Here is a 20,502-nt window from a genome sequence, read left to right as displayed (position 1 = left end):
TCTATTAAAAGGCAATTAAATCGTGAAAAAAATTATATCAAAAACATTTGGATTAAGAGATGACGAAATAAGCATCTCTTTTTTTATGTTCTTATATATTTTTATCATAATAACTACTTTATTAATAGTTAAACCAACTGTAAATGCACTTTTTGTTTCTAAATTAGGTGCAGATAGTTTGCCTTTAGGATATCTTTTAGTGGCAAGTGTGGCAGTTTTAACTTCCTATTTTTACAACAGAGCCATTAGATATTTTTCTTTGGTAAAAGTAACCGTAATCTCATTAATAATATTTAGTATTGCCTTTATAGCTTTAGCTTTAATAATTAAGTTTACAGTTATTAGCAATTGGTTATTATACTTTTATTATACATTTATTTCTTTGTTTGCTGTAGTTGCTACTTCTCAGTTTTGGTTATTTGCAAACATGGTTTTTAATGCAAGAGAAGCAAAAAGAAACTTTGGGTTTATAGGGGCAGGTGCAATTTCTGGAGGTATATTCGGCGGATATTTAACAAGTATTATTGCAACTAGTTTTGGTAATGAAGTCGCTATTTTTATGGCGGCGGCTTTAATTTTATTGTGCATTCCTATTTTAAAGAAAGTTTACAATTTAAAAATTAAGTTTCTAAATACGTTTAAAAGAAAACAAGTAATTGCAGATCAAGAAAACTTAGAAAGTTCTTCTTTAAAGCTGATTAAAAATTCAAAGCACTTAACATATATTGCTTTAATTACAGGAATTGGAGTAGTAGTAGCAAAATTAGTAGATTTTCAATTTAGTGATTTTGCTCAAAAAGCATTACCAGATTCTGATGATTTGGCTGCATTTTTTGGTTTTTGGTTTTCAACATTTAATGTAATTGCATTGGTAATTCAGTTATTTTTAACCAATAAAGTCTTAACAAGATTGGGGGTTTCTACAACCTTGTTAATTTTACCATTAACTATTGCATTTGGTAGTTTATTGTTTTTAACCTTTCCAGAATTATGGGTTTTAATCATCATAAAAGGTATTGATGGTAGCGCGAAACAATCTGTTAATAAAGCTGCAGTAGAATTGTCTATTATGCCAATTCCTATTCAAATTAAAAATCAAGCAAAGTCTTATATCGATGTTGTAATCGATAGTATAGCAACTGGTTTTGCTGGGTTTTTATTAATTTTTCTAATTAAAAGATTAAACTTAGATACAACATACATCACTGTAATTATTCTCTTTTTTACGTTTGTGTGGATCTTGTTTATCTACAAGCTAAGAGAAGCTTATTTTACGTCTTTTAAAGAGAATATTCAGAAAACGCTTACATTAGAAAATGTAAAAAGTAAAAAGCGTACAAATACAATTGCCGATTTTAAGCAAATTCTTTCTAGCGGAAATGAAGAAGCTATTTTAAGTGCTTTAAATCGATTAAAAGATTATAAGCAAACCAATTTTAATCAGGCAATAATTAGGCTTTTAGAACATCCTTCAAATAAAATAAAAACAAAAGCGATAGAATATTTAGATGCTTTTGAGAGTGTTAATATTCTAGATAAAGTAGAAGTTCTTGTTTATGAAAAAGATGATTTATTAGTTTACATTGCTTTGGATTATATTTTAGCTCATTCGCCAATTTCTGATACGTCATTTTTTAATAAATATTTAAATCATTCTAATGAGTATATCGCAAACGGAGCATTACATTCTTTAGCAAAACAAAGCTATAATAATGCAAAACTAGGCTTAAAATACAATGTTTTAGGTAGGTTAGATGAAAAAGTAGTTGCTTTAAATAATGGTAATTTATCTGATAGACAAGAAGTTTTAGCTGGTTTATTAATGAGCATTGCGTATGTAAGAATGACGAGTAATTATCATTTAATTAGCAAGCACTTAAAAAACAGTAATCCTTATATTGCTAAGTTTGCAACCATTTCTGCAGGTATAACTTCGGATGAAATTTTTATTGACGATTTATTAAATCTTTTACTAAAAAAGAAATATCGTAAAAGGGCTGTAAAAGCGCTTAAAAACTACGGACCTAAAATTATCGATTACCTTTTTAAACTCGATAAAAAAGGAATTTTAAAACCCTCTATAAAAAAACATTTACCTAGAATTGTAGAGTCTTTTAAAAATGAAAAATCTGTAAAAATCTTATTGCGTTTACTAAGAAGTCGAAATGCAGTAACAAGATTATACGCCTCTAATTCTTTGATTAAAATTCTAAAGAAAAATAAAAACTTATCTGTAAGCAACCGTGTTGTTAAAAATCAAATTTTAAGAGAAAGTAATTATTATAAAAATACATTAGAAATTATTACTTCAATAGAAAATTTAATAAACTTAGAGAGCTCTTTATCCGAAGAAGGAATAACAGAATTAAATGTAGTTAGAAATAATTTAATTTCAGAATTAGAAATACTATTAGATAACAACTTAAAAGCAATATTTAATCTTTTAAGTTTGTTGTATAATGCCGAAGATATAAAGATGACTTATGTCGGAATTCAGAGTGAAATAAAAGAAGCCAAAATTAATTCGTTAGAGTTTTTAGACAATATTTTACAAAGTAAAATTAAAACGATGGTCTTGCCAATTATAGAGTATTATGTAGTTGATGATGCTAATTACAAAGCTACTATTATAAATTTAAACCCGATAAAAGAAAGAAAAGCTCTTAGAAGAATTATTAGAATGGGGAATTTTAAATTAAAAATTCTTGTTATTAAATATGTTCAAATATCTAACAACAAGAACTTAATTTCTGTTTTGCTTCCCTTAAAACAATTTAAAAATGTAGATGTTAAAGCTTTGGCAACTAAAACATATCATCTTTTTATCTCAAATAACAATTAATTATTTTCTTCTTCTTCAGAATCAGTTTTATACTCTTCTTCTTTAATAATTGGTTTTACCGTTGGGTTTGCTTCATCTATAATATCGTCAATTTTACTAGCAAGATACATGTGTGCTCCGGCAGAGTTTTTGTTTAAAACATTAGACATCAAACAAACAATGTATTTTATTCCGTTAGGATGCTCAACAATAATCACAGAGTTCATATAATTAAAAACATTACCGGCATAACTTTTACAATCAGGATTTTTTTCTCTGTCGCATTTATAATAACTACCAGATTTAAAATACACAGCAGCACTATCTAATCGTGGTGATTTTGCGTATCTAATTCTTCTATCCGTTAAGTATAAAAGTCTTTTCATTTCTAAACTAGAAGCCTCATCAACAACATTACCTTGTTCTAATTGTAATAAAAATTTCATTAATCCTTTTGGTGTACCAATACTTCCGCCTTTTCGACCAACATATTTTCCGGCAGGTCTTGTAAACATTCCGCCTAATTTCCATTCATTTTCGGTAATTCCTAATTTTCTTAAAGGTTGATTTACTACTGAATGCGCCAAGTTTGTTAAAGAATCTCTAGGTGTTTCTTTAAAATAGTTTTCTGCTTTTTCAGCATCTAAAAAGAAATAATCTTGACCAAATGCAGCCATTAACATTGCCTCTCTATACATAACACTTGCTGCACCATTATTACTTACAGAAACCATATGATCTAACCATTCATAAAGAGAAAACTCATCACTAGCAATTACCCGTCTTTTTGTTAATTTATCTTTTTCGATATCATAAATTGGTATGGTATGATGATCTCCTGTTCCCCAATATCTAGCAGTAACTTTTATGTTTTTTAAGTAATTTGCTCTTTCTTTAAAAGAATCTGGACACAGTTTTTGCAGTTGATCAAAAACAGCCAATAAAACAGCAATTTTACCTACACTACCTGGTTGATAACCTACATTTTCTCTATGTTCTGCATATTTTAAATTATCAGGATTACTCATGTCTAAAGCAGTCATAGAGTAAGCGCCAGAAGGAATAATTCTCTTTAATTTTCTTTCAAAATCTTTATCAGAAATTAATAAATCATTTACACTATCTTTTTTTCTTTTGGTTAAATTTAGTTTTATATCTGCTAATTTTTTATAAGCTCCTGCAGGTATTCTTGTATATCTTACGCTATCTGATTGAAATTTTCTAAGTTGATATAATCTTGCAATTCCTGTGCTTTCATAACCATCAATCGGGTATTTGATAAAACCAAATGATGCCAAAACTAAAATGGCTATTAATAAATGTTTCCCTTTAATCATTATATTTTTTCTTTTAATTTAATTTCCTTGTTACTGTCAGTTTTTGGTGAAATTGCGTTTAAATATTCAGAACTTTTTGCCTGTTTATTTTCTACAAATGGTCTTATTTGAAACAACCAAAGTTTATCATCTTTAAAACCAAATTCTACATCGTAAGCATGATTATCGTCATTTTGCTTCCCTATTTTCTCTCTTATTTCTGATGCTAATTCTCTTATTTCGTTAATGTTATTGTAATTTAAAATAGGTTTGTTAAAAGTGGTATAATACTTTTTAGTGTTTCCGGTTGCAGGAAGTCTAATATAATCTGGTTGTCTTGCCGGACTTAATAAAAAACTGCTATTATCTGTAATTAATCTTGTTTCTGCAGATTGCCCATCTACAGCACCACCAGCGCCTCTGCTAAAAGCAACCGTTAAATCATTTTCAGCACCTTCATTTATCCCTTTGGTAATCATTACACCAGAATAATCTACATCTACGCTTGGTATGATTAATATTGATGGATACACATTTTCTGGATTTAATAAGTATTTCTGACGCCATTTAAAACTTCTTTCAGAATATGCAGAAGCCCAAACTTGCTTTATTCCATTTATAATTTTCTCTTCCTTTAAAATATTGAACAACGTTAGGTTTAAACCAGCTCCTGTAAATTCTTTTAAATCTTCCATATTAGTATCACTTCTTAAAAAAACAGGAACATTACCTAAATTATCTCCAAAAACTGATGAAAAATTACTTTTTAAATCTTTTATAAAAGAAGCGTCTAAATCTATATTTAAAATAGCTGTATGTAATTCTTTTAAAGATGCTATTACAATTTTTTCGATTTCATCTTCAGTAACATTTCCTTTTTTTAATTGAGTAGCCTTATTAAAAGTTTCATTTAAAAATTGCCAGTAAGTTTTATTTTTTGATGGCATTTCTTTATTCATATGCGATTTAAAAACTCCGAAAGGAATAATAATTCCGTCAACCACTTTATTTGGAAATAGGTTTTTTAATTCACCCAAATTTGCAGCTTTCGGACCGCAAAGAATACCAGAATCAGATGCTTTAACATCTTTCATGTTTATAATTTTAGATACATCTAACCTTAATTTATCGGTTGGTACCGTAATCATATTTTTAGTTCTTTCTTTTTTGTTGAATAATTTTTGCTCTTCATCCGACATGTCATTCTCTAATTTTAGAATAACATTCCCTTTATTAGAAACAGCGTAAAAAACATTTTTATTCGCATATTTTTCTAATGATTTTAAATTATCACTAGACAAAGCGGCATTTGGTATCCCTAAATTTCTTGCTAATAATTGTACGTGAGAAACTAAGTTCCCTTCAGAAACCGTCATAATTCCAGCTACAGGTTTTAAATCTGAAGGTGGTTTTTGAAAAATATAAATATTGTTAGTGTTCACTTCGATATTTTCTGGATTACCATCAACAACAATTAACTTACCAAACGCATAACCAGGATTTAAACCTCTAATTGCACCTTGGTTGCTAATATTCATAACGTTATTGTTAACATTAGAAATATCTGAAGCAAAAGTATTTAGTTTGCTTACCGTTTCCCCTAGGTTAAGAGTAACCGAATTTCGAATTCTATCATCAATAAAACCGTAAGCAAAAGATTCAAAATCGGCATATTTATTTACCGTTTCTTGATAATTTGCTTTTACTAAAGATGTACTCCATTCTACAACTCTTCTCGCACTAGTTACCAAAGAATTTAAGTCTTTTAGTGTTATCTTATCATTTAGTAGTGTTGTTGCATATATTGGTTTTATCAAATCGAATTCCCAGGCTTCAACTAAACCTGTAGCGTAAGAAGCGCATGTTAAAGTTTGTGTTTTTAAGATGGTTTCTTCTAAAGTAGCGGGTTGCCACTTTTGAGTTTCGATTAATAAAATTTTTTCTAATTGATTAGTTAAATCTAAAAGAGCCAAACGATCTTTACTATTATTAAATAGCGTAATATTATATCTTAAAAAGTCTAAATTTTCTGTAATTTTTATAACAATATCTTTTGCACTTAAATTAGATTTGTCTTCATTTAAAAAATCATTTAAACTACTTAAAACGTTATTTTTATCCTTTATTTTAGAAATTTCATTAGCAATAGTTTTATAATTTAAAGGAGCATAAAACTCTTGCATTGTTTGTAAAAGTTTGTCAAAAATTTTCTTCTCTTTTGAATCTATTTTAGAAGCATTTTTTTTGATAAAACTTTCAACCAAATAAATATCTGTTTTTTCTGGATTGCCATGAATTTTAATTCTGATATCCATAAATTCTGGTATTTCTTCTGCCAGAACTTTAGATTCGCTGCGCATTTGTTGTGCAATATTAGAATCTCCATTGTGTGGTATATCTTTTAAAGCTTGTCTTACCAAATAGTAATTATTGTTAACAAAACTATCGTCTTTTAAAACAGTTTCAAAAAACTGTTTTCCCCAAGCTTCTTCATCCTCAGATTGTACAGAACCTCTGTAGTATTGTCCTTTTTTAAGAACCCAACCATCATCTATACTTGCAAGATATTTACCTAATTGATATTGTTTTAATCTACTATAATTATTTTCTGAATCTAAAAAATCTTGATTGTTTAAGCTAGCTAAGATTTCTCCAAAGAATAAGTGATTTGTTTTTCTTAAATCTAATGCAGATTCTTTAAAAGACGCATGCTGAATACCACCACCAATAGAGTCTGGACAAGGATCTTTAGAATCTCTAACAGAACCATCTTTACAATACCATTTTATGCGGTAATAAGGTCCGCGAATATCCTTTTTGTAAGAAGATATTAGTTTTTTTATATCATTATTAGATTTTTGTTTTGCATAATTTGTAGTTCCAAATAATAATGCAAAAGCAAAAGAGAGTAGTAGTTTTGTTTTCATGATTTGTTGTTTGATATAACAAATCTAGATTTTTAAAATGTAATAAAATATCTTAAAACTTGAATAGAGTAACAAAAAAATTGATTGAGTTAAAAATCGTTTAATTTGCTTTTAAAACAGTCTTTTTGAAAGTGAATTTGATGTTATTTTGTTGAATATAAACTTCTTTACAATTTGTTGGGTGAATAAAGGTATAATTTTCTAGATGATTAAAATTAGGCTCATTTAATAAAAAGAAGTTTTCAAAATCTTTGTTTCCTTTAGCATCATACCTGGCTATTTTATAAGTTTGATCATCTTTTTTTTCTTCAATTCTAAACCAAGCACCACTTCCTATTCCGCCTAACCAAGTTCCGTTTTGTAGGTTAAAAATCTCTAAATTTGGTTTTTCAGTTCCTTTTAAATTAGGTTCACCGTTAAATTTTTTAAAAAAAGAAGCTTTGTATTCTTTTAAAATAGATCTATTTAAATAAGTTTTAATTTCTTGTTTATAGATACAATAAATAGTATTGTTTGTATTGGCTTTAATAACATTGCCTATTGGGCTAGGAGTAAGTAAATTAGATTTTTTTAACTGCTTACCAATCTTTTTATTATTTGTAGAAGCTATAATAGTATCGGTTACAAACCTTGCGCAATTTGTACCGTTTTTTAAAAAAGCACCGTAAGGAATTTCTCTAGCATTAAGTAAACTTTTTATAAAGCTGTCTGCTTTATAAAAATCTATTTCATCATGAACGCTAGCCACCAATCTGCCATCTCCATGGGTTTTTTCAGGATTATTTTCTATCCAAAGTAAAATTTCTTCTAAGTTTGTTAATTTGTCATTTTGAAACTCAGCACTTATTGTAACTTTTAACTCCGGATCTGTTTCTTCAGATCGAACACGACCATTACCATACGTTGTAATGTATCTGCCAAAATCGAAATATTTTATGGTTTTATTTCCTTTTTCTAATAACAATAAAGCCGCATGACCAGCTTGTACAGCGTGTTTGCTACCAATACCAATTTTAGGCCAAAAATTACTTAAAGTTTCCCAATAAGCAGGTCTAACAACCGTATCTGGATACGAAAGAATAATGATTATTCCGTCTGAATGTTGCATTGTTAAGAATTATTAAATATTGCTTTTAATAATATTTGAAACGTTTTAAAAGCAAAGTACAATGTAAAAACTATTAAAATAACTGCAACAACAATTAAGATATACGAAAGATATTCTTGCGAAGTATCTTCAAACTTTTTTAAAGCTTTAAAAGCCATTGTTAAGACAATAGGAGAAACAATAAAAAGTAAAATTAAGATTCCGATATGTTTTAAACCCTTGCCTAATAAGTTTACATCTGTGCTCATTTCGTATAATTTTTTATTGCATTTCTAACATTACCAAATTCTTCTAATAATGCAGCTGCTTTTTGTAAGTCGATATTTAATTCTGATGCTAACATTTTTTGACCTCTTTCTACCAATTTGTTATTAGAAAGTTGCATGTCTACCATTTTATTTCCCTTGACTTTTCCTAACTGAATCATGGTAGTTGTAGATAGCATATTTAAAACTAATTTTTGTGCAGTTCCAGCTTTCATTCTAGAACTTCCGGTTACAAACTCAGAACCTACAACAACTTCTACAGGAAAGTTTGAAACCTTCGCTAACGGACTATTTTTATTACATGTTATACAACCTGTAGCAATATTATTCTCGTTACATTTTTCTAAAGCAGCAATAACATAAGGTGTTGTGCCAGATGCAGCAATACCCACAACAATATCTTTATTAGTTATTTTATGTTCTTGTAAATCTTGCCAACCTTGTAATTTAGAATCTTCTGCAAATTCAACAGCTTTTCTAATGGCAACATCTCCGCCAGCTATAATGCCAACCACTAAATCATAAGAAACACCAAAAGTTGGCGGACATTCAGAGGCATCTACAACACCCAATCTACCAGAAGTACCAGCTCCCAAATAAAATAGTCTTCCACCTTTTTTTAAACTACTAACAATACTGTTTGTTAATTTCTCTATTTGAGGTAAAGATTTTTCTACAGCTAATGGTACTGTTTTATCTTCTTTATTGATATTTTTTAATACTTCTTTTACAGACATCTTTTCTAGATGATTGTAATTAGAGTCTTGTTCTGTAGTTTTTATAAATGTCATCATTCAAAAATACAGATTTTTTGTATTCTTGAATGATGATTTAATTGAAGTTTTAGTTTTTTTCTACCAAACTAATTTCAAAAGTATCAGTTTCAGAAATATGAAAATAACCTAAAGGATAATTATCATCATTAGTAGTATTGATAATATTGCCTAATAAAGCTGTTGGTGCTGTTTGAAAAGGGCCACCATCATTACCACCTGCTTGACTTGTTAAAATTTCGAAATATGTATAATAACTTTTTGAAATACCAGATAATTTGATGGTAACAGTTGAGGGTAATTCTATTTCATCTTCTTGATAAAAAGAAGAAAAATTATAAACCGCTCCGTTAAAAAATCTGTCATCTAGTGTTAAAAATATATTGTTTGTATAATCTAAAACATAAAAATTTTCGGTATTTCCGTCGTCTTCAAAAGAAACTTTTAATTCAGTTTCGTTCCCAGTAAATAAAGTTTCATCACCTTGCTCTACACTAATAAATGGTGTAGATTTTACTTTAGTAGCTTTTCCTTTAAAAGTCTCATTGTTGTAAATAACCGTTAACTCATACTCGATATTATCTTCTGGTAAAAAATCGGTTATCGGTTCGTAATTTCCAGTGGCATTTATATCAGAAAAATTAATAACAGAATTATCTGATAAATTTGTTAGAAAAACAGTTGCATTTGTAACTGTAGGAATAGTTTCTTCAAAATAATCTGCAGATTCTCTAAGTTTTACAATAGTTTTTGCGGTAACCGGGCTTTCATCAAAATAGACTTCGAAAGATGCGTCTATTATTAATTTAGGATTTATGGTTGGTACATCTACGTCTATAACTTTTTCACAATTAGAAAATAGTAAGACAATTAACGTTACGTAAAAAAATATCTTTTTCATCTTATTAAAATTTAAAATTGTAAGTTACAGATGGCACTAAACCAAAAATTGATGTTTGTACAGCTTCGTTTCTAAAAGTTTCTTGGTTTTGTGTAAAAGCTAAAGAAGCTGCATTTTGTCTTCCGTAAACATTATAAATACCAAAAACCCATTCTCCTTGCCATTTTCTGTTTTTATTTTTTTTTGGATTTAAAGTTGCAGAAATATCTAAACGATGGTAGTTTGGCAATCTGTCTGAGTTTCGTCTATTATCATCATAAATTGGCACGTTTAAACCTTGGTATTCGTATTGCCCAACCGGATAATTTGTTGGTTGACCTGTTTGAAATACAAAATTAGAATTGAATTTCCACTTATCATTTAATTTGTAGCTAGCATTTACAGAAAAATCATGTGTTTTGTCATATGGTGTGCTGTACCATTCTCCGTTGTTAATTCCTGGCTCTTCAGCAGTTCTACCTGCAGTTAATTGTTCTGATTTAGAAAGTGTGTAAGAAAGCCATCCTTGAAATTTTCCTTCATTTTTTTTGAACAACATTTCTAATCCGTAAGCTCTAGCTTTACCATTTAAAATAATGGTTTCAATTTCGTTATTCGCAATTAAATTTGCGCCATTTATATAATCGATTCTATTGCTAATATCTTTGTAAAAAGTTTCTGTTTCTAATGTGTATCTCCCTTCATTAAAAGATTTAAAATAACCAACAGCATATTGATTTAATTGCTGAGGTTTTACAAAGGTTCCACTTGGCGTCCAAACATCTAACGGAGTAGGAGAAGAGGTATTGGAAAGCAAGTGTAGATATTGTACCATTCTATTGTAACTCGCTTTTATAGAAGAATTATCATCTAAAATGTAAGACATCGAAACTCTTGGTTCTAAATTGTTAAAACTTGCAAGTACATCGCTTCTTTTATAGTTTTCTACGCCAGTTGCTTCTGCAGATTCGTATTTTTTAAATTCAGAATTATATACAACTGCTTGGTCATTTGCATAGTTGTTTAATTCATCTTGCCCTAATCGAGTAAAATTGCTAAATCTAACACCATATTGTAGTCTAAAATTGTCACTAATTTTATGTTCAGCATCAATATAAGCTGCAAATTCATTTGCATATTTGTCAATTAATTTTTCTGCAACAATACCAGAATCTTCTCTATTCGGAATTATTTCTCCGGGATTAAATTTGATGTAGATATTATTAATTCCGTAACTTAATTTTACTTTTTCACTCACATAATGATTAAAGTCATATTTAAGGTTGAAGTTTGTAATGCCAGAATCCCACTCGAAACCGACAAAGTCAAGAATCAATCCGTAGAAATAATCAGAATAAATTAAAGATAAGTTAGAAAATAATTTGTCTGTAAATAAATGATTCCAGCGTAAGTTTACCACAGTATTACCGTAATCGTTTACAAAATTATCACTTAATCCGAAGACATCTTTACCAAAATAAGTAGATAAAAATAAATTGTTTTTGTCGTTAAATCGGTAGTTTATTTTTGTGTTTACATCGTAAAAGTAGGCTTTGTTGTCATTATCAAAAAGAGGTAAAAAAATATGAGCATAAGAAGATCTACCACCAATTAAAAAAGAACTTTTTTCTTTTTCTAAAGGACCTTCGATAAGTAATCTCGAAGAAACCAAACCAACTCCACCAGTAACTTTAAAATCTTTACTATTTCCTTCTTTCTGATAAATATCTAAAACAGATGAAAGTCTTCCGCCATATTTTGCAGGAATACCACCTTTATATAATCGAACATCTTTAATTACATCAGGATTAAAAACCGAGAAAAAACCAAATAAATGAGACGAATTAAAAACAATTGCTTCGTCTAATAAAATTAAATTTTGATCTGCAGCACCACCTCTTACATTAAATCCAGAAGCACCTTCACCAGCACTTGTAACACCTGGCAAAAGAATTAGAGATTTAATAATATCTGCTTCACCTAAAACAACCGGAATTTGTTTTATGGTAGAAGAAGTTAATTTATTAACACTCATTTGTGGTGTTTTTAAATTAAGTTTTTCAATATTACTTTCAATTACTATTTCATTAAGACTTTCTGTAGCTTCAAAAAGTTTAAAGTTTTTTGTAGTTTTTTCTGATAAATTAATGGTTTCTAAAAGTGTAGCGTAACCTAAGTAACTTAATTGAATTTTGTAGTTTCCTTGTGGAATTGTAATTGAATAAAATCCGTATTCGTTGGTTGTTGTACCAGCGTTTAATTCAGGGAAATAAATTGAAACTCCAATCAAGGTTTCGTTATTAGTATTGTCATAAACAGTACCGCTAAGTGTAATTTTTTCTTGTCCTAAAATTGACAAACCAAGAAAGAGAAAGAAAACAAATAGTTGTTTTTTACGTAGCATTTTTTGTTTTGTTTAATTGCAGTAATAATTAATTAAACAAAAGTACAATTCTTAATTTTAATAGAACGTTAAAAATTTAGAATAAGAATCGTATTTATATAAAAAATAAAATCCGGTGTAAAACACCGGATTTTATAATACTATAATTTTAAAGATTAAATACTTGCTAAAATAGAATTTAGTAAAGTATTTGGTCTCATAGCAGCATCTGCTAAACTATCTGTTGGTTGATAATAACCACCAATATTGTTAGCGCTACCTTGAATTTCATTTAATTCTGATACAATTTTAGCTTCATTTTCTTTTAAATCGTTTGCGATTTTGGTAAACGTAGCTTTTAAGTCTGCATCTTTATCTTGATTAGCCAATCCTTCAGCCCAATACATTGCTAAATAAAAATGACTACCTCTGTTGTCTAATTCGCCAACTTTTCTTGATGGAGATTTATCGTTATCTAAAAACTTATCTGTTGCATCATCTAAAGTTTCTGATAATACAATTGCTTTTGCATTGTTGTTAACAGTACCTAAATGCTCTAAAGAAACTGCTAATGCTAAAAATTCCCCTAAAGAATCCCAACGTAAATGGTTTTCTTCTATAAATTGTTGTACATGTTTTGGGGCAGAACCTCCGGCACCAGTTTCAAACAATCCACCACCATTCATTAACGGAACTATAGAAAGCATTTTTGCTGATGTACCAACTTCTAAAATAGGAAATAAATCTGTTAAATAATCTCTTAATACGTTACCAGAAACAGAAATTGTGTCTTCTCCTTTTACAATTCTTTCTAAAGTGAATTCTGTAGCTTCTATAGGTGATAAGATTCTAATGTCTAAGCCAGAAGTATCATGATTTGGTAAATATGTATTTACTTTTTTAATGATTTCTGCATCGTGAGCTCTGTTAGCATCTAACCAAAAAACAGCAGGTGTTTTAGAGGCTCTTGCTCTAGTAACTGCTAATTTTACCCAATCTTGAATTGGTAAATCTTTAGTTTGACACATTCTCCAGATATCTCCTTCTTCTACATTGTGCTCTAATAAAGTGTTGTTATCAGCATCTGTAACTATAACTTTACCAGCAGCAGACATTTGAAAAGTTTTATCATGAGAACCATATTCTTCTGCTTTTTGAGCCATTAAACCAACGTTAGGAACTGTACCCATTGTTGTAGGATCGAAAGCACCATTCTTTTTACAGAAATCTATAGTTGCAGCATAAATACCTGCATAAGAACTATCTGGTATTACTGCTTTTGTATCTTGTAATTCTCCTTTAGAATTCCACATTCTTCCAGATGTTCTAATCATTGCTGGCATAGAAGCGTCAATAATTACATCAGAAGGAACGTGTAAATTAGTAATTCCTTTATCAGAATTTACCATTGCTAAATCTGCATTTTTAGCAAGAATAGCATCGATATCAGCTAGAATTTCTGTTTTCTTTTCTGCAGATACTTCATCTAAGTTGCTTAATAAGTTACCGAAACCATTGTTAACATCAACTCCAATTTCTTCAAAAGTAGCAGCATGTTTTTCAAATAATTCTTTAAAATAAGTTCTAACAGCATGACCAAAAATAATTGGGTCAGAAACCTTCATCATAGTCGCTTTCATATGTAAAGAAAGTAAAACGCCTTGTGCTGTAGCATCTGCAAATTCTTTATCTAAGAAAGAAAGCAATGCTTTTTTGCTCATTACAGTTGCATCAATAATTTCACCATCAATTAAAGATAAATTTTCTTTTAAGACAGTCTTAGTTCCATTATCTGCAACGTGTGTAATTGTTACGTTTGTAGCATTATTTATTGTAACAGATTTTTCGTTATGTGCAAAGTCACCTTCGCTCATTGTAGCTACATGTGTTTTAGAATCTGCACCCCAAGCACCCATAGAATGTGGGTTTTTACGTGCATAATTTTTAATAGCTTTTGGCGCTCTTCTGTCAGAATTACCTTCTCTTAAAACAGGGTTTACTGCAGATCCTTTTACCTTATTATAAAGAGCTAATACAGCTTTATCTTCATCTGTAGTAACTTCTTCTGGATAATCTGGTAAACTATAGCCTAAATCTTGTAATTCTGATATTGCAGCTTTTAACTGTGGTACAGAGGCACTAATATTTGGTAATTTAATAATATTAGCTTCTGGCTTTTTAGCCAAATTACCTAAATATGCTAAAGCGTCTTCTACTTTGTGTTCTTCTGATAAATAATCAGAAAAGTTAGCAAGAATTCTAGAAGCTAAAGAAATATCTTTTACTTCAATTTCTATATTAGAAGATTTTGTAAATGCTTTTACTATTGGTAAAAAAGAACGTGTTGCTAAAGCAGGAGCTTCATCAGTTTTTGTATATACAATTTTGGCTATTTTGCTCATTTTTAATTGTTTTTTAGAAATTAAACTTTATACGAAATGGATTTCGTAAAAAAAGTGGAACAAATTTATGAATTTAATGTGAAATTCTAATTGTTTAATTGTTATTAATTACCTTGTTTTTATAGGGGATTGATAATAAAAAGCATGTATTGGTGTGAATATGTTTTTATTCGAAAAGTTAAACAAAATTTAACTATTTGTTCATCTTTATTGAGTTTAATTTTTGGGTGACAGCCTTTTAATATAGACGGTTTTAAATAAGTTTAAAACAAAAAAAAGCACTGTAATAAAACAGCGCTTTTTAGTGTTTTTATAAATTGAAGAATTATCTTCTTTTTTCTGTAATTCTAGCTTTTTTACCAGTAAGACTTCTAAAGTAAAAGATTCTAGCTCTACGAACTTTACCTCTTTTATTAACTTCAATTTTTTGAATAGAAGGTAAGTTTACAGGAAAGATTCTTTCTACACCTACAGTACCAGACATTTTTCTGATAGTAAAAGTTTCAGAAGCTCCTACACCTCTTCTTTGAATAACTACACCTCTAAAAAACTGAGTACGTACTTTTTCACCTTCTTTAATTTCATAATAAACAGTGATTGTATCACCTGCTGCAAATTCTGCAAATTCTTTTTTTGTTACAAATTCGTCTTGTACAAATTTTACTAAAGATTCCATATCTTTTAATTTAATTGGTTTTGTAAAACAACATTCACGATTTTTTCGTCAGAGGTTAATTTAGCGGTTGCAAAAGTAGTACTTTTTTTTAGTTCTAAAAACTAAATGCGAACTATTTTTAAGGTTGATAGTCAGTACAATAGAAAATCCAGAATTTTCTACTCTGTTTATTGTTTATTTTGATGATAATTGGTTCTAATTCAGTTACTTTTTTAAATTTATTAGTTAATAAACTATCAATTTCACCTAATTTATTTTTGTCTTTAAAACGCTTATCAGAATCTATAAAAATTGCGCTTTTACCTTTTAAATCATTTAAATTGTCGTCTAAATAATCAAAATGTAAAGCTGGTAAACCAATAATGTTTTGGGCGTACACTTTATCTTCCATAAAAAAGTTTAGTGCTGCCGAAGTTTTATAGTTATCATTAGAAAAAATAAAAGCGTCTGTATATTGTTCTTTTAATTTTTCTGTTTCTGTTGCTAATTCTTTCCATCCAACCCAAGTGTCATCACTCTTAATAGGAACTAGATAAAAGATAATTTGTAAACTAACTAACAAATGAAATACAATAGAAAATATAAGCTGAATTTTTAGTAATTTTTTACTGATAAACATTCCTGCAATAATTACTCCGGTGATGTACGATGGCATCATCCAATTTAATTTTACCCAATATATAGGTGTCAATAAAAAGAAACCTAAAAAAGTTGGAATAAAAAAAGCTAATAAAAACAATGTTTTAGTTTGCGGAATTTTAAATTTTGTAACAGCTCTTTTTACATATTTAAAAGTAAAAGTTATAAAAATTAGAAATAAAACAGGCAGCAATAAAAACATTTGATGGCCAATTGCGCCAAAGAAATAGTTTGGTGAAATTTTAAATTCTGTTATAGAGCTTGTTCTTTCTGATGATTGAAAAGCAAACGAAGCGAAATCGTTTTGATAATTCCAATACCAAACAGGAAAAGTAACTGCAACAGAAATTATTAAAGAAAACCACAACCACGGTGATAGTAACAATTTTCTATATTTATTAGAAAAAATTAAAAATGCTAACAAACCAAATTGCAATAAAATAGCAGTGTATTTACTGTTAAATGCAAGTCCCATTGCCAAACCAGCAAAAACCCAATACCATTTTTTACTCTCGAAAATTGCTTTGTAAAGGCTAATTAAACTTAGTGACCAAAATAATAATAAAGGTACATCTGGTGTTGAGTTAAACGATAAAATCGAAATAAATATGGTAGAAGCTAATAATACAAAAGCTCGTTGTAATTTTTGTTTGGATAAAAAATAAGAAGCTAATTTATAAAAACTAAGAATAGTTAAAGAGGTAATAAAAAAATCGGCAAATTTTACTGCAAAAATAGAGGTGCCAAAAATATCTGTAAATAATCTTAAAATATATCCAATCATTCCTGGATGATCAAAATAAGATAAAGATAAATTTTGTCCGTATAAATAATAATACGCATCTTGAGGCATTAAGCCCATAAATGGTAAAAGTAAAATTCTAAATAATTGAAAACCTAAAACCCAAGAAATTGCTTTGTTTTGCTTAATGTAATTTAGTAATGTTTCCAAATAAATAAAATTTAAAATGTTTTTTTACGAATTTTCGTCTAGTAAATCTGGTCTTATTTCTTGCGTTCTTTCATAAGCTTTGTCAGTTCTCCAATCATCAATTTTTGGAAAATTACCAGATAATAAAATTTCAGGAACCTTATTTCCTTCAAAATCTGAAGGTCTGGTATAAACTGGCGGAGATAATAAGTTGTCTTGAAAAGAGTCTGTAAGTGCAGATTGTTCATCACCAATAACTCCCGGAATTAATCGAACCACAGCATCAACTAATACAGCAGCAGCTAATTCGCCTCCAGTTAACACGTAATCTCCAATAGAAATTTCTTTAGTTATAAATAAATCTCGAATTCTTTGATCTACACCTTTATAATGTCCTGTTAAGATTAAGATGTTTTCTTTTAAAGAAAGTGTGTTTGCAGTACTTTGGTTTAATGTTTTGGCATCCGGAGTCATATAAATTATTTCATCATATTTTCTTTCAGATTGTAGCTTTCTAATACAGTTTGCAATCGGTTCTATCATCATAACCATACCTGCACCACCACCAAATTGTGTGTCGTCTATTTGTTTATAGTTTCCTAAACCGTATTCGCGTAAATTGTGAATTATAATTTCTGCCAATCCTTTTTCTTTAGCGCGTTTAACTATAGAATGATTAAACGGACTTTCTAATAAGGCTGGAGCAACTGAAATAATATCTATTCGCATTTTGCAAATGTAAGTTTTTTAAAGAATTATAAAATAACTTTTTTTAATTGGCTATTTTTTTAAAACTTCTTTCCATTTATTTGATTCTGCAAATTCTTTAATTATTATTATTATTTTTTCTAAAACTTTTCTATGGATTTTATAAAAACAAACAATTTGTTAACTTAAAAAAACTAGAAAAAAGAAGATTGATAATAAAAACATCTATCATCAAAATAGTAGTACTATTTTGATGATAGATGTTTTTTTAATTTTTACCATTCATTGGTAAAAAGATTTGGCAATAATTTTAGATATTATTTTCTAGTAATTTCTCCACAACCAATTCTTGCACCTGCTGCGCCAGAAGGTTGAGAGCTAAAATCGTCGGGTCCTTGATGAATTATAATCGCATGACCAACCACATTTTTTAAATCATTTTCGCCGCCAACTGCCCACAAATCTGTTTTTCTTTCAATAGAACCTTTTCCGGTTTCATCAACAACTAAATTTCCTATATCACCAATATGAAAAGGATCTTGTAACCATTTTCCATGATTTTTTTCGGTCGGATTCCAATGTCCGCCAGCAGATTTTCCATCATCCGAAGAACAATCAGCAATTTTATGAATATGAATTGCATGATTTCCTTTAGAAAGGCCTTTTACTTCTGCTTTCATGGTAACTATACCATCTTGTTCTATAAAAGTTACAGTTCCGGAAATATCGCTACCGCTTTTTGGGCTAATAACAGCAACTGCTTTTTTTGGATTTGAACTACAGGCGCTTAAAATTATAATTGTTAAAAGAAATAATGATGTTTTTTTAAAATACTTCATATAATATATTTTTTAATTATTTTCTATTCGGATACCAATCTAGCTGCACAACTTCGATAGAATTATCGTTTTTATTTACGATTTCTTTAAATTTAGCAACATCGCTTAAACCTTCTGTACCTCTGTAATGATATGGGTAAATTTGTTTTGGTTTAAAAGCTAAAACAGCATCTGCAGCACTTTCTACCGTCATAGTATAAGGTAAATTCATGCAAATAAATGCTTTGTCAATATTCTTTAGATTGCGCATTTCTGGTATATCTTCTGTGTCTCCAGAAAAGTAAATTCTTTCGTTATTAATGGTTAAAATATAGCCGTTTCCTCTTCCTTTAGAGTGAAATTTTAAAGCTTCTTCTCTTAAATTATACATTGGAATTGCTTCTACATTAAAATTTGTAAAACTTTTAGTTTCACTATTATTAATTACAATAATTTCTTTTGCATTAATGTCTTTAATTTTTTCTGCTACCGCTTTTGGTGCTATTATTTTTGTTGATGATAGGTCTAGAGCTTTTAGTGTTTTTAAATCCATGTGATCACCATGAATATCAGTAATTAAAACATAAGTAGGTTTTTTAAAACCAGAAAAAGCCTCTTGACCTAAAGTTGGGTCTAAATAAATAATTTCGTCTTTAAAAGTTAATACAGCAGTTGCATGCGAAATTGGTGTAATCTTTAAATCAGAAGTATTGGTTGTTTTTTCTGTTGATGTAACTGTTTCTTCGCTTTGTTTTTTAGTTTCTTCTTTTTTACAAGAAAAAATAGAAAAAGCTACAATTAATAAGTATGTTATTTTAAGTTTCATTATTGAGTATTTTTTTATGATTTTATCAAAGATAAGAACTTTAAATTTCCTTTTCTGTTAAGCTTTTTTTAATTCTGAAACCTTTTTTAATGTTTTGTTAAATATCTTTTAAAAACCGCGATAAAAAAGAGATTTTTTTTATCTTTAAAAATTAATATTTATCAGATGAAAACAGAAAAATATAGAGTTTCTAGTGCTATTAAATTACAAGATTTTAATACAAAAGAAGTTCTAGAAGACGCAGAAAAATCATTAAAAAAATTGCGTAAAAAAATAAGTAAAATGCAAGACGCTATGTATGCCGAAGGTAAATATAGTGTGTTAATTTGCTTACAAGGTATGGATACTTCTGGTAAAGATAGCTTAATTAGAGAGGTATTTAAAGACGTAAATGCAAGAGGTGTAGAAGTGCATAGTTTTAAAGTACCTACAGAATTAGAGTTAAAACACGACTTTATGTGGAGGCATTATATAGCTTTGCCTGCAAAAGGTAAAATAGGTGTTTTTAATAGAACTCATTATGAAAATGTTTTGGTTACAAGAGTGCATCCAGAATATGTTTTCGGCGAAAATATACCAACCGTAAAAAGTTTAGACGATTTAGACGATGCTTTTTATCATGATAGAATGGATAGAATTAATGAGTTTGAAAGTCATTTAGCAAAAAACGGAACGATAGTTCTTAAATTCTTTTTAAATCTATCTAAAGAAGAACAAAAAAATAGATTGTTAAGAAGATTGAATATACCAGAAAAGAATTGGAAATTTTCTGCAGGAGATTTAAAAGAGCGCAAATTGTGGGATAAATACCAGTTTTGTTATGAAGATTTATTAAACAGAACATCAAAAGAAAATGCACCTTGGTTTATAATTCCGGCAGATGATAAACCTTCTGCTAGATATATTTTAGCAGAAATATTAAAAAAAGAATTAGATAAATACGATTTTAGAGCACCAGAATTGCCAGCTAAAGATGCCGCAAGAATCGAAGAATTTAAAAATCAATTAAACAACGAATAAATAAGTGG

At 28.9% G+C, this 20,502-nt stretch carries 15 protein-coding genes; 2 read left to right on the top strand and 13 right to left on the bottom strand.

Going from position 1 to position 20,502, the window contains the following annotated elements; translation table 11 throughout:
• Positions 1-22: 22 nt before the first annotated feature.
• The gene (locus WG950_RS04890; protein ID WP_340934513.1) at positions 23-2,842 is read left to right on the top strand and encodes an Npt1/Npt2 family nucleotide transporter; all 2,820 of its coding nucleotides are present in this window, start codon (positions 23-25) and stop codon (positions 2,840-2,842) included.
• Here the strand turns inward: WG950_RS04890 and WG950_RS04885 are convergent.
• The 13 genes from WG950_RS04885 to WG950_RS04825 form a co-directional block, all read right to left on the bottom strand.
• Complete coding sequence (locus WG950_RS04885) at positions 2,839-4,158, bottom strand: hypothetical protein (RefSeq protein ID WP_340934511.1); 1,320 nt, start codon at positions 4,156-4,158, stop codon at positions 2,839-2,841. The two genes, WG950_RS04890 and WG950_RS04885, sit on opposite strands and share 4 nt — an antisense overlap.
• On the bottom strand, positions 4,158-7,064 hold the full coding sequence (locus tag WG950_RS04880; RefSeq protein ID WP_340934510.1) for a PEP/pyruvate-binding domain-containing protein: 2,907 nt from the start codon (positions 7,062-7,064) through the stop codon (positions 4,158-4,160). Before WG950_RS04880 ends, WG950_RS04885 begins: the two co-directional genes overlap by 1 nt.
• Before the next feature lie 100 nt (positions 7,065-7,164).
• Entirely contained in the window at positions 7,165-8,172 is a 1,008-nt protein-coding gene (locus WG950_RS04875) for a DUF6695 family protein (RefSeq protein ID WP_340934507.1), read from the bottom strand.
• Between the two features lie 2 nt (positions 8,173-8,174).
• Complete coding sequence (locus tag WG950_RS04870; RefSeq protein WP_077808764.1) at positions 8,175-8,420, bottom strand: DUF6095 family protein; 246 nt, start codon at positions 8,418-8,420, stop codon at positions 8,175-8,177.
• Complete coding sequence (gene murQ, locus WG950_RS04865; RefSeq protein ID WP_340935239.1) at positions 8,417-9,229, bottom strand: N-acetylmuramic acid 6-phosphate etherase; 813 nt, start codon at positions 9,227-9,229, stop codon at positions 8,417-8,419. Before murQ ends, WG950_RS04870 begins: the two co-directional genes overlap by 4 nt.
• 52 nt (positions 9,230-9,281) lie before the next feature.
• Complete coding sequence (locus tag WG950_RS04860) at positions 9,282-10,112, bottom strand: DUF4249 family protein (protein WP_340934506.1); 831 nt, start codon at positions 10,110-10,112, stop codon at positions 9,282-9,284.
• A 4-nt stretch (positions 10,113-10,116) separates the two neighbouring features.
• Positions 10,117-12,495: a TonB-dependent receptor gene (locus WG950_RS04855; protein ID WP_340934504.1), complete on the bottom strand. Its 2,379-nt coding sequence runs from the start codon at positions 12,493-12,495 to the stop codon at positions 10,117-10,119.
• Between the two features lie 155 nt (positions 12,496-12,650).
• Complete coding sequence (locus tag WG950_RS04850) at positions 12,651-14,876, bottom strand: NADP-dependent isocitrate dehydrogenase (RefSeq protein ID WP_340934501.1); 2,226 nt, start codon at positions 14,874-14,876, stop codon at positions 12,651-12,653.
• A gap of 325 nt (positions 14,877-15,201) precedes the next feature.
• Positions 15,202-15,552, bottom strand: coding sequence for a 50S ribosomal protein L19 (gene rplS / locus WG950_RS04845; protein ID WP_077808769.1), 351 nt, complete (start codon positions 15,550-15,552; stop codon positions 15,202-15,204).
• A 118-nt stretch (positions 15,553-15,670) separates the two neighbouring features.
• On the bottom strand, positions 15,671-17,143 hold the full coding sequence (locus WG950_RS04840; protein ID WP_340934498.1) for a glycosyltransferase family 39 protein: 1,473 nt from the start codon (positions 17,141-17,143) through the stop codon (positions 15,671-15,673).
• 24 nt (positions 17,144-17,167) lie between these two features.
• The gene (gene trmD / locus WG950_RS04835; RefSeq protein ID WP_340934497.1) at positions 17,168-17,851 is read right to left on the bottom strand and encodes a tRNA (guanosine(37)-N1)-methyltransferase TrmD; all 684 of its coding nucleotides are present in this window, start codon (positions 17,849-17,851) and stop codon (positions 17,168-17,170) included.
• Positions 17,852-18,147: 296 nt separating this feature from the next.
• On the bottom strand, positions 18,148-18,669 hold the full coding sequence (locus tag WG950_RS04830) for a superoxide dismutase family protein (RefSeq protein ID WP_340934495.1): 522 nt from the start codon (positions 18,667-18,669) through the stop codon (positions 18,148-18,150).
• 16 nt (positions 18,670-18,685) lie between these two features.
• Complete coding sequence (locus tag WG950_RS04825) at positions 18,686-19,474, bottom strand: MBL fold metallo-hydrolase (protein ID WP_340934494.1); 789 nt, start codon at positions 19,472-19,474, stop codon at positions 18,686-18,688.
• 165 nt (positions 19,475-19,639) lie between these two features.
• On the opposite strand from WG950_RS04825, the gene WG950_RS04820 reads away from it, so the two are divergent.
• Positions 19,640-20,494, top strand: coding sequence for a PPK2 family polyphosphate kinase (locus WG950_RS04820; protein WP_340934493.1), 855 nt, complete (start codon positions 19,640-19,642; stop codon positions 20,492-20,494).
• Positions 20,495-20,502: the final 8 nt, after the last annotated feature.

The sequence above is a fragment of the Polaribacter marinaquae genome (assembly GCF_038019025.1).
GTDB classification, from domain to species: Bacteria; Bacteroidota; Bacteroidia; order Flavobacteriales; family Flavobacteriaceae; genus Polaribacter; species Polaribacter marinaquae.
The sequence above is the reverse complement of the archived record's forward strand: the minus strand, read 5'-3'. Positions and strand labels throughout refer to the sequence as shown.